Consider the following 10,714-nt stretch of genomic DNA (forward strand, 5'->3'; position numbering starts at 1 on the left):
TCCGGGGCGCGGCGGCGGCGAGCTCACCCTCAGGCGGCTGCGCATGCTCGGCATCGCCATTGGCCTGCGCCGCGGCAGGTGTCGCGACGCGCGCCGGGCCGCGCTGGCGGGTCCTCTTGTGCTGCTCGTCGCGCACCTGGTCCAGCAGGTCCTGGCGACGCACGTCGTCGGACGTGCTGCTGAACTCCTGCCACCACTCGGCGATGGCCTCGCTCACCTCGCCGACGTCGGCGCGCAGGCGCATGAAGTCGAAGGCCGCGCGAAAGCGCGCCTGCTCGACCAGGCTGTAAGGCGTGGCGCCGCTTCGCTTTTCGAAGCGCGGCTGCATCATCCAGATCTCGCGCATGTCGGCCGCCAGCTTGCCACGGCCCGAGACGTCGCCGATGCGCGCGTTGAACACGTCGTCGATGGCGTCCTGCAACGCAGGAAAGGAGGCCTGCGGCCGCTGACCATGACGCCCCTCGGCGCGTTGCGCCCAGCCGTCGCGCACGTCGGCCCACAACACGCAGGCCAGCAGGAAACTCGGCGCCACCGGCTTGCCCTCGCCGACGCGGCGGTCGGTGTCCTGCAGCGCGGCCTTGACGAAGGGCTGTTCGGCACGCTCGACGATCACGTCGAGCAGCGGGTAGATGCCGGTCGCCAGGCCCAGCTTGCGCAGCTGTGCGACCGTCGCCACCGCGTGACCGGTCTGCAGCAGCTTGAGCATCTCGTCGAACAGGCGGCTCTGGGGCACATCGGCGAGCAGCTTGCTGCATTCGACCAGCGGGGTCCCGGTCTTGGGCTCCAGTGAGAAGCCCAGCGCCGCCAGCTTGGCCGAGAAGCGGATCGCACGGATGATGCGCACCGGGTCCTCTCGGTAACGCGTGACCGGGTCGCCGATCATGCGCAGCGTGAGCTTCTTGGCGTCCTTGATGCCGTTGTGATAGTCGACCACGATCTGGCTCGCCGGATCGTAGTACATCGCATTGATGGTGAAGTCGCGCCGGGCGGCATCTTCCTCCTGGGGACCCCAGACGTTGTCGCGCAGCACGCGGCCGCTGGCGTCCACCGCGTGCTTCATGCCGGCGAGCTCGCCCTTGCTGGTGCGCTCGTTGCCCGCCACCTGCTCGGCGCCCGCGCTGTCCATGTAGGCCCGGAAGGTCGAAACCTCGATCACCTCGTGCTCACGCCCTCGGCCGTACACCACGTGCACGATGCGGAAGCGCCGGCCGATGATGAAGGCGCGCCGGAACAGGCTCTTGACCTGCTCGGGGGTGGCGTTGGTAGCCACGTCGAAGTCCTTCGGACGCAAGCCCAGCAGCAGGTCGCGCACTGCGCCCCCGACTACGTAGGCCTCATAGCCGGCGCCCTGCAGCGTGGTGACCACGTTCCTCGCTCGCTCGTCCACCAGTTGCGGGTCGATGCCGTGCACGGAGGCAGGCACCTCCTGGCGCTTGCCGAAGCGGTTCTTGCCGCCGGAGCCGGCGACGCCGGACTTGCCCAGGAGTTTGTCGATGAATTTCTTGATCATTGGAAAGCTTCGGCGCAGGACGCGCCCTCATTCATTTTCGAGCATCGACCGGATCAGGGGGATCGTGATCGCGCGCTGGGTCTGCAAGGCATAGCCGTCGAGCTGCACCAGCAGTTCCATCAGGCTGCCCAGGTCGCGGCTGAAGCGGTGCAGCATGTAGTCCAGTACTTCGTCGGTCAGCATCACGCCGCGGCTGTCGGCGGCCTGGCGCAGCACCGCACGCCGCTCCGGTTCGTTGAGTACCTGCAAGTGGAACACATGGCCCCAGCCCAGGCGCGTGCGCAGGTCCTCGCGCAGCGGCAGGTCGGCCGGCGGCACCGCGCCCGCCGCCACCACGCCGCGCTGCAGGCTCTGCGCGTTGACGAACCAGTTGAAGGCGGCGTGCTGCTGTACCGCCGTGTAGAGATGCACGTCGTCGAGCAGCACCGCGCCCCAGCGCTCGTCGAACTCGGGAGGGTCCGAGACCCCTGCATGCAGCCACCCCACGCTCGCGCCCTGCTCGCGCAGGGCGCTGCGCACCGCTTGCAGCAGATGCGTCTTGCCGCTGCCGCTCTCGCCCCACAGGTAGGTGGGTACCGGCGAATGCAACGTGCTCGAACGCGCGTCGCCAACCCATAGCCGCAGGTGCCGCAGTGCCGGTTCGTTGGGACCGGCGAAGAAGCCCGCCAGCGTCGGGCCGGAAGCAAGGCCGATATCGAGCGCGAGCTGCTTCATGCCGAGGCCACGGCGGGCGGCTGGAGGGACGCGGATGACGCGGTACTTGGATTCATGGACAGGCGGGAGCGCTGTGCGACGGGCCGAGGGTGCGGGGCAGCAGGGCCCTTAAAATCGTGGGGAATTCTATCGGCCCGACCGCCCCGGTTGCCGGCGTCATTCTCCTCCTCCCTTCGACCGTCACTCATTTTCCGTCCGGCCCGCCCATGAACTCCACCCCGCCAACCCCGCTCAGCTACAAGGATGCCGGCGTCGACATCGATGCCGGTGATGCGCTGGTCGACCGCATCAAACCGCTGGCCAAGAAGACGATGCGCGAGGGCGTGCTGGCCGGCATCGGCGGCTTCGGCGCCCTGTTCGAGGTGCCCAAGCGCTACAAGGAGCCGGTGCTGGTGAGCGGCACCGACGGCGTGGGCACCAAGCTCAAGCTGGCCTTCGAGTGGAACATGCACGACACAGTCGGCATCGATCTGGTGGCCATGAGCGTCAACGACGTACTGGTGCAAGGCGCCGAGCCGCTGTTCTTTCTCGACTACTTCGCCTGCGGCAAGCTCGATGTGGACACCGCCGCGGCAGTGGTCGGCGGCATCGCCCGCGGCTGCGAGCAGAGCGGCTGCGCGCTGATCGGCGGCGAAACCGCCGAGATGCCCGGCATGTACCCGGCCGGAGAGTACGACCTGGCAGGCTTCGCGGTGGGCGCGGTCGAGAAGTCCAGGATCCTCACGGGCCGGGACGTCACGCCCGGTGACGTGGTACTGGGCCTGGCCTCGGCGGGCGTACATTCCAACGGCTTCAGCCTGGTGCGCAAGGTGATCGAGCGTGCGGGCGCCGACCTGCCCGTCACGCTGGACGGCCAACCCTTCCGCCAGGCCGTGATGGCGCCGACACGGCTGTACGTCAAGCCGGTGCTGGCAGCCTTGGCCCGGCACCCGATCAAGGCGCTGGCCCACATCACGGGCGGTGGGCTGCTGGAGAACATCCCGCGCGTGCTGCCCGAGGGCACGGCGGCGCACCTGAAGAAGGGCAGCTGGCCGCAAAGCGAGCTCTTCGCCTGGCTGCAGAAGGTGGCCTGCATCGACGACCTGGAGATGAACCGCACCTTCAACAACGGCATCGGCATGGTGGTTGTGATCGGCGCGGACCAGGCCGCGGCCTGCGCCGCCACGCTGCGCGCCGAGGGAGAGACGGTGCACGAGATCGGCTTGATCGCGCCGCTCGGCGCCGGCGCGGCCGTGGTCGTGGACTGAAAAGCCCCGCCGCGTGAGCATCGTCGCTCCCCTCCCATCGCGCAAGCTGGTCACGGCGAGCTACCTGCTCATCGCCGGCGCCCTGCTGCTGATCATGTGGCAGGGCCTGCTGCCGGGGCTGCTGTGCGTATGCATCGGCTTTCTCGGCACGCGCCGGCTCGCGCGCGTGCTCGACGCGGGACTGGGCCGGCTGCTGCCCGCGAAGTCGCGCCGGGAAGCGCCGGACTCCCAGTCGTCCTGGTCACGCATCGTTGCCGCAACCATGGTGTCGCTGGCGCCGATCGGCCTCGGCATCCTGATCTTTTCGGAAGCGCGTGAGTTCGTGCTCAGCGCGCCGGAGCAATACCAGGAACTGCTCGACTACATCGCCCGCACGGTGCTGGAGCTGCGGCTCAAGCTGCCGCCCGACATCGGCGCCTACCTGCCCGAAGGCACGGCCGAGGTGCAGCGCGTCATCGCCGGCTACCTGCGCGCGCAGGCCGGCGCGCTCGCGCTGACCGGGCGCGCCTGGCTGGGTGGCCTGCTGTTCGCCTATGTCGGCCTGATCGTCGGCGCATTGGCGGCCGTGGCCCGTCATCCCTCCACCGGCCGCCCACTGGCCGAGCTGCTCAAGCAGCGCATCACCCTGTTCGGCGAGGCATTCGGGCAGATCGTGGCCGCACAGTTCTGGATCGCGGCCTTCAACACCGTGCTGACTGCCATCTTCCTGCTGTTCGTGCTGCCGCACTGGGAGCTGAACCTGCCCTACACGCCGGCGCTGATCACGCTGACCTTTGTCGCCGGCCTGGTGCCGATCGTCGGCAACCTGCTGTGCAACACGGTGATCACGCTGGTGGGCCTGTCAGTGTCGCCGGTCACTGCGCTTGCTTGCCTGGGCTTCCTGATCCTCATTCACAAGGCCGAGTACTTCATCAATGCCAAGGTGGTCGGCGCCCGCACGCAGATGGGCGTCTGGGAGCTGCTGTCCGTGATGTTCGTGGCCGAGGCCGTGTTCGGTCCGGCCGGGCTGGTGGCGGCCCCGCTGTTCTACGCCTACCTGAAGAAGGAACTGCAGGCGGCACGGCTGGTTTGAGACCGCATGTCCTGATTTGACCGATTCGTGTCCTGCGGAAGGCAGACAGATGGCAGGAACACAGGAAAAATAGGGCGCATCATCCACCGTGCCCCGAAGTCTTCGCCATGAAATCTTGTCTGATAGTGATCGATGCCCAGGAATCCTTCCGGCATCGCCCCTATTTCACCCCGCGTGACCTGCCCGCCTACGCCTTCGCGCAGAACGCACTGATCGAAGGCTGCCGGATCGCCGGTGTTCCGATCGTGCGCATCTTTCACGTGGACGGCCCCGCCCTCGCCGACAACCCCTTCGCCATCGAATCCGGCCACGTCCGGCCGCTGGCCGAGCTGGCGCCCTTCGAGGCAGCGGCCACCTACACCAAGCATCGCCACAGCGCCCTGGTCGGCACCGGGCTCGATGTGTGGCTGACGCAGAACGGCGTCGGCAGGCTGATCGTGAGCGGCATCCGCACCGAACAATGCTGCGAGACCACGACGCGCCACGCGTCCGACCTGGGCTGGGCGGTCGATTTCGTCACCGACGCCACGCTGACCTTCGACATGACGCAACCCGACGGCCGCCCACTGCCGGCGGCTGACATCAAGGCCCGCACCGCGACCGTGCTCGAAGGCCGTTTCGCGAGGCTGTGCACCGTGGAGCAGGCATTGGAGCGGGCCGGCGCACTGGCCACGGCTTGAGAGCGAAGGCGGATGAGCAGCGCGCCACGCATCCGGGTCGTGTTCGTGCTGCTGCCGAACAGCCTCGTACTTGACTGGGCCGGCCCGGCGGAAGCGCTGCGCATCGCCAACCAGCAGCTGCGCGCCGGCGGGCAGGCCGAGCGCTTCACCATCGAGTTCGTCTCCCCGAGCCCCGCCTCGACCGGCTCCGTCGGCGTCACCCTCAGCGGCCTGGGTCCGCTGCCGACGCACTGGGACGACGAGCCCGCCTGGATCGTGCTGGTTGGCCTGCCGGGGGACACCGTCTCGACCACTGGCGCGGACGCCCAGGCACTGCTGCGCTGGCTGCGCGGCCAGCGCCTGGAGCGCGGCCGCCTCGAGCTGGTGACGATCTGCGCCGGCGCCCTGCTGGCCGCCCATGCCGGAGCGCTGGTAGGACGCCGCGTCACGACCCATCACCATCACCTCGATGAGCTGCGACGGGTGGAACCGCGCTGCGAGGTGGTGGCCAACCGCGTGTTCGTGATCGACCCGCCGCTCTATAGCAGCGCCGGCGTGACGACCGGCATCGACCTGATGCTGCATCGCATTGCCGACACCTGCGGAGAGGCGCTGGCGGCCCAGGTCGCGCAGACCATGGTGGTGGCGCTGCGGCGCGGTCCGCAGGATCCGGAGCTTTCGCCCTTCCTCGCGTACCGCAACCATCTTCACCCTGCACTCCACCGCGTGCAGGACGCGGTGAGCGAGGCGCCGCAGGACGACTGGAGCGTGCCGCGCATGGCCCGGGTAGCCCATACCTCGTCACGTCACTTGACGCGCCTGTTCGTCGAGCATGCAGGCGTGGCACCGCTCGAGTACCTGCGCCGCCTGCGCCTTTCGACGGCACGGCTGGCGCTCGATTCGGGCGCCAACGTCACCCGCGCGGCCGAGCTGGCGGGTTTCGCCTCCGATACCCAGCTGCGCCGCGCCTGGAGGCGGTTCGGCGCCGAGGGGTTGCCTTCGCGCCACCGGCTCGGCCCCCGCGGCTGAAGCGCCTGCGGCTGGTGCCGCGCGCCTTCGGCTTGTGCGATTCGTCCTATCCAAAAAGCGCTATCGTCCGGCCTGGCTCGTCTGCGCCCGATGGTCTTCTAGCGCCTTCCCAGCTCGCGCACAGGGAGCCAGAGGCCATGAAGATCGCTCAGATCACACCGATGTACGAATCCGTGCCACCCCTCCTCTATGGCGGAACGGAGCGGGTCGTCGCCCATCTCTGCAATGCCTTGGTCGGCCAGGGTCACGAGGTCACCCTGTTCGCCTCGGCCGACGCACGCACACGGGCGCAGCTGGTCCCCATACGCGAACAGGCATTGCGGCTGGACCCGGCGCCGCTCAAATCCGACCTGGCCAGCCACATGGTGCTGCTTCAGGAGGTCCGCCGACAGGCGGACAACTTCGACGTGCTGCATTTCCACATCGACTTGCTGCACTTTCCCTTCTTCGCGGACATGGCCGAGCGCACGCTCACCACGCTGCACGGCCGGCTGGACCTGAAGGACCTGCCCGAAGCCTATGCCCAGTGGCCGCAGTTTCCGCTGGCCTCCATTTCCAGGCATCAGCGCACGCCCCTGCCCTTTGCCCGCTGGCACGGCACCGTCCACCATGGGCTCGACCCGGCGCTCTACCCCTTCCAGCCAGAGGCGACCGGCGGCTACCTCGCCTTTCTCGGCCGGATCTCGCCGGAGAAAAGGCCCGACCGGGCCATCGCGATCGCCACTCGCGCAGGACTGCCGCTGAAGATCGCTGCCAAGGTCGACGCGGTGGACAAGGAATACTTCCGCGAGCGCATCCGGCCGCTGCTCGACCATCCGCTGGTGGAGTTCATCGGGGAGATCGGCGATGCCGAGAAGCCCGCCTTCCTTGGCGGGGCACGCGCCCTGCTGTTCCCCATTGACTGGCCGGAGCCCTTCGGCCTGGTGCTGATCGAGGCCATGGCCTGCGGGACGCCGGTCATCGCCTGGCGCTGCGGCTCGGTGCCCGAGGTGGTGGATCACGGAGTCAGCGGCCTGATCGTCGGCGATGAGGACGAGGCGATCGCAGCCGTCCATCGGATCGACACATTCGACCGCAACGAGGTCCGCGCCACCTTCGAGCGGCGGTTTTCTGCCGCAACGATGGCCAAGGCCTATGTGGAGCTGTATCGTCGGCTTCCTGCGCACGACAAGGATGGCAGTTCCTACCCCAAGGCGGCTTAAGCATGAGTCAAGGCATGACGACTGAACCGCCGCTCGCGGAGATCGACGTCAAGGCTGTCCTCGAACGCAACCCGCAGCGGCTTTTTGTCCTGAAGGAAGGCGACACCTTCCTCGTCGCCGACGTCTACGGCGACATCACGGGAGAAGCCGACGGCCTGTTCCACAACGACACGCGCATGCTGTCGACCTTCCTCCTGAGATTGGGCGGTCGAAGGCCTTCGCTGCTGTCGGGCGCCGTGAGCCAGGACAACCTGTTCTTCACGGCCAACATGACCAACCACCCGCTGCCCCTGCTCGGCAACCCCGCCACGGCAGAGGGCGTGATCCACCTGGAGCGCAAGCGCTTCATCTGGGACGACCGCATCTTCGAGCGCATCAGCGTGCTGAACTATGGCGACCAACGAGTGCAGGCGCCGCTGACGCTGCACTTCGCGGCCGATTTCCACGACATGTTCGAGGTGCGCGGACAGCAACGGCTGCAGCGCGGCGCCCGCGAGCCGTCGCTGTTGAAGGAGCGAGGCGTGGAGCTGCGCTACCAGGGCCTCGACGGCCTGCGGCGCAGCATGTGCATCGAGTTCTCCGAGAACCCCGAGCGCATGGATGAGCGGCATGCAGCCTTCATGGTGCAACTCGACCCGCAGCAGCGCTGGACGCTGCATGCCGAGATCGGGCCTTGTCCTTCGGACGCCGGCTGTTCGCGCTACCGGCAAGCCGCTGCCGCGGCCCGCCGCAGCATGCGCACGCGCCAGCGGCGCGGCGCACGCGTGCTGGCGTCGGGCCGGCTGTTCCAGTCGTGGCTGGACAAATCGCGCGCCGACCTGGCGTTGCTGACCACCGACCTGCCCACCGGGCCGTACCCCTACGCCGGCATTCCTTGGTTCTCGACCCCGTTCGGACGCGATGCGATCGTGACAGCACTCCAGACGCTGTGGCTCGATCCGGGCCTCGCGCACGGCGTGCTGTCCTTCCTGGCACACAACCAGGCGCAGCAGACCTCGACCTTCCGCGACTCCGAGCCGGGCAAGATCATGCATGAGACGCGCAAGGGCGAGATGGCGGCTGTGAACGAGCTGCCTTTCGCCAAGTACTACGGCGGGGTCGACACGACGCCGCTGTTCGTCATGCTGGCGGGTGCCTACGCGGAACGGATGGGCGATCCCCATGTGCTGGACGCCTTCTGGCCGGCACTGGAAGCCGCCGTGCGCTGGATCGAGCGCAGCGCGGCCAGCCATCCGACGGGATTCCTGAGCTATGCGCGCGGCGAGGTGACGGGGCTGGCCAACCAGGGCTGGAAAGACAGCAACGACTCGGTGTTCCACGCCGACGGGCGCACGCCGGATGGGCCGATCGCGTTGATCGAAGTCCAGGGCTACGCTTACCGCGCCTACGCTGCGATGGCCGAGCTGTCGCGCCTTCGCGGCGACGCGGACGCCGCCCGCCACTGGCAGCAGAGCGCGGTGGCGCTGCAGGCCTCGGTCGAACGGCACTTCTGGCAGGCGGACATGCAGTTCTATGCGCTTGCGCTTGACGGTCACGGGCAGCCCTGCCGGGTGCGGGCCTCGAACGTGGGGCATCTTCTGTACACAGGGCTTCCGCGCGCCGAGCGCGGGCGGGCCGCTGCCGAACAATTGCTGTCGCGCGCCTTCAACACCGGCTGGGGCATTCGCACGCTGCCGCCCGAGACGCCGCGCTTCAATCCGATGTCCTACCACAACGGCTCGGTCTGGCCCCACGATGTGGTGCTGTGCGGCGCCGGGCTGGCGCGCTACGGCGAACGCGACGGGCTGGTCCGGCTGCTGAATGGCCTGTTCGAGGCCGCCACCCATTTCGGCATGCGGCTGCCCGAACTGTTCTGCGGCTTCGAGCGCGCCCCGGGCGAGGCGCCGATCGCCTACCCGGTCGCCTGCTTGCCGCAGGCCTGGGCCGCGGGCTCGGTCTTCATGCTGCTGCAGGCCTGTCTGGGCTTGCAGCTCGACGCCCACCGAGGACTCGTGCGCGTGGAGGATCCGCGACTGCCGGATGGCATCGACCATCTGCAGGTCCGGCATCTCCAGCTCGGCACGCAGAAGCTGGACCTGAGCTTTCAGCGCCTGGGTGAGCGCGTGGTCGCATTCATCGACCGGCAGGAGGGGCCGTCACCGGTCAAGCTGTCGCTGAAGCTGTGAACCCCTGAGAGGCGAGAGGCGCTCAGAGATAGCCGCAGAACCGCAGCATATGGCCGTCAGGTTCGCGGATCGCGAACTCGCGCAGCCCCCAGGGCTGCGACATCGGCGGCTCTATCACATTGACGCCGCGCTTCACATAGGCGGCATGCAGGCCATCGACGTCCTGGCCCACATGGATCACGATCTCGCCGCGCCAGGCCTGGCCCTCGCGCCGGCCGCATTGCCACAGCCGGATGTAGACCGGATCGCCGTAGCTGCGGTCGCCCTTCTTCACCCGCGCATAGCTCGGCGGCTCGCCGGCGATGAAGTCGAGCTCGAAACCGAGCACATCGCAGAAATAGCGCGCTGCGCGGGCGGCATCGGCGACCGGCAGCACCGGCTGCACGCCGTGGAATTCATGCAGCGTGCCGAGGTCGGCGGCCGCGGTCTTGCTGTCCTGCGCCATCAGTTCTCCGCACGGCGCAAGGCGGCGACGCGCTCGGCGATGGCATCGATGTCGAGCGCATCCTCGGCATGCATCAGGTAGGTCTCCAGGTCGCGCACCGCGCGTGCGGTGTTGCCCTGCTCCGCATGCGCCAGCCCGCGGTCGCGATGCTCGCCCCAGGCCTCGGGGAAGAGCATGATCAGCCGATCCTGCACCGCGATCGCGCGCTGCCAGTCTTCCTGCGCCCGATGAATTTCCTTCAGGTTGCGCAGCATGCGGCCGATGATCTCGCGCGGCGAGGCCGGCTGCAGGTACAGGCCCAGCGGCACGTCGAAGTCACCGACAAGCCCGCTGCTGCGCTTGTACGGCTCGAGGCGCTCGCTGAGCTCCTCGCGCGAGAGCGACTTGCCTGTGAAGGGATCGATGACCACCTGCCCCTTGGGCAGCGTGATCTTGAGCATGAAGTGGCCCGGGAAGCCAACGCCGCGCGCCTGCAGGCCCAGGCCCTGCGCCAGCTCGATCCACAGCACGGCCAGGGAGATCGGGATGCCGCGGCGCGTGCGCAGCACCGCGTTGAGGTAGCTGTTGTCGGGGTCGTAGTAGTCGTTGACGTTGCCGCCGAAGCTCAGGTCGTGGAAGAAGAACTGGTTGAGGGCGCGCAGCCGCTGCAGCGGTGCGGCATCGGCGGGCAG

General features: G+C 68.4%; 10 protein-coding genes. 6 read left to right on the forward strand and 4 right to left on the reverse strand.

Going from position 1 to position 10,714, the window contains the following annotated elements; genetic code table 11:
• Positions 1-1,510 (reverse strand): polynucleotide adenylyltransferase PcnB (gene pcnB, locus APY03_RS09540; protein ID WP_232324210.1); only part of this gene is annotated, 1,510 nt, incomplete at its 3' end.
• 27 nt (positions 1,511-1,537) lie between these two features.
• The gene (gene hda / locus APY03_RS09545; protein ID WP_068676162.1) at positions 1,538-2,224 is read right to left on the reverse strand and encodes a DnaA regulatory inactivator Hda; all 687 of its coding nucleotides are present in this window, start codon (positions 2,222-2,224) and stop codon (positions 1,538-1,540) included.
• A 206-nt stretch (positions 2,225-2,430) separates the two neighbouring features.
• Between hda and purM the strand changes: the two genes are divergently transcribed.
• The 6 genes from purM (at position 2,431) to APY03_RS09575 (ending at position 9,598) form a co-directional block, all read left to right on the forward strand.
• A complete protein-coding gene (gene purM, locus APY03_RS09550) occupies positions 2,431-3,471 on the forward strand; it encodes a phosphoribosylformylglycinamidine cyclo-ligase (RefSeq protein ID WP_068676164.1) in 1,041 nt (346 codons plus the stop codon).
• 13 nt (positions 3,472-3,484) lie between these two features.
• Positions 3,485-4,543 (forward strand): AI-2E family transporter, encoded by a 1,059-nt coding sequence (locus APY03_RS09555; RefSeq protein WP_068676166.1) that lies wholly within the window; start codon positions 3,485-3,487, stop codon positions 4,541-4,543.
• A 107-nt stretch (positions 4,544-4,650) separates the two neighbouring features.
• The gene (locus tag APY03_RS09560) at positions 4,651-5,223 is read left to right on the forward strand and encodes an isochorismatase family protein (RefSeq protein WP_068676168.1); all 573 of its coding nucleotides are present in this window, start codon (positions 4,651-4,653) and stop codon (positions 5,221-5,223) included.
• A 12-nt stretch (positions 5,224-5,235) separates the two neighbouring features.
• Complete coding sequence (locus APY03_RS09565; RefSeq protein WP_068676170.1) at positions 5,236-6,231, forward strand: GlxA family transcriptional regulator; 996 nt, start codon at positions 5,236-5,238, stop codon at positions 6,229-6,231.
• A gap of 137 nt (positions 6,232-6,368) precedes the next feature.
• The gene (locus tag APY03_RS09570; protein ID WP_068676172.1) at positions 6,369-7,433 is read left to right on the forward strand and encodes a glycosyltransferase family 4 protein; all 1,065 of its coding nucleotides are present in this window, start codon (positions 6,369-6,371) and stop codon (positions 7,431-7,433) included.
• 14 nt (positions 7,434-7,447) lie between these two features.
• Positions 7,448-9,598, forward strand: a complete 2,151-nt coding sequence (locus tag APY03_RS09575) for an amylo-alpha-1,6-glucosidase (protein WP_068676174.1) — start codon at positions 7,448-7,450, stop codon at positions 9,596-9,598.
• A 22-nt stretch (positions 9,599-9,620) separates the two neighbouring features.
• On the opposite strand, the gene APY03_RS09580 is transcribed toward APY03_RS09575, so the two are convergent.
• Positions 9,621-10,043: a bleomycin resistance protein gene (locus APY03_RS09580; protein ID WP_068676176.1), complete on the reverse strand. Its 423-nt coding sequence runs from the start codon at positions 10,041-10,043 to the stop codon at positions 9,621-9,623.
• Positions 10,043-10,714, reverse strand: a 672-nt coding sequence (locus APY03_RS09585) for a SirB1 family protein (RefSeq protein WP_232324211.1), incomplete at its 5' end; no start/stop codon positions are given. The genes APY03_RS09585 and APY03_RS09580, both read right to left, overlap by 1 nt.

Origin of the sequence: Variovorax sp. WDL1 (genome assembly GCF_001541225.1) — a bacterium.
GTDB lineage: Bacteria > Pseudomonadota > Gammaproteobacteria > Burkholderiales > Burkholderiaceae_C > Variovorax.

Coding starts and splice junctions, on each gene's coding strand:
- hda (WP_068676162.1), bottom strand. CDS start 2,224: ATGAAGCAGCTCGCGCTCGATATCGGCCTTGCTTCCGGCCCGACGCTG.
- purM (WP_068676164.1), top strand. CDS start 2,431: ATGAACTCCACCCCGCCAACCCCGCTCAGCTACAAGGATGCCGGCGTC.
- APY03_RS09560 (WP_068676168.1), top strand. CDS start 4,651: ATGAAATCTTGTCTGATAGTGATCGATGCCCAGGAATCCTTCCGGCAT.
- APY03_RS09565 (WP_068676170.1), top strand. CDS start 5,236: ATGAGCAGCGCGCCACGCATCCGGGTCGTGTTCGTGCTGCTGCCGAAC.
- APY03_RS09570 (WP_068676172.1), top strand. CDS start 6,369: ATGAAGATCGCTCAGATCACACCGATGTACGAATCCGTGCCACCCCTC.
- APY03_RS09575 (WP_068676174.1), top strand. CDS start 7,448: ATGACGACTGAACCGCCGCTCGCGGAGATCGACGTCAAGGCTGTCCTC.
- APY03_RS09580 (WP_068676176.1), bottom strand. CDS start 10,043: ATGGCGCAGGACAGCAAGACCGCGGCCGCCGACCTCGGCACGCTGCAT.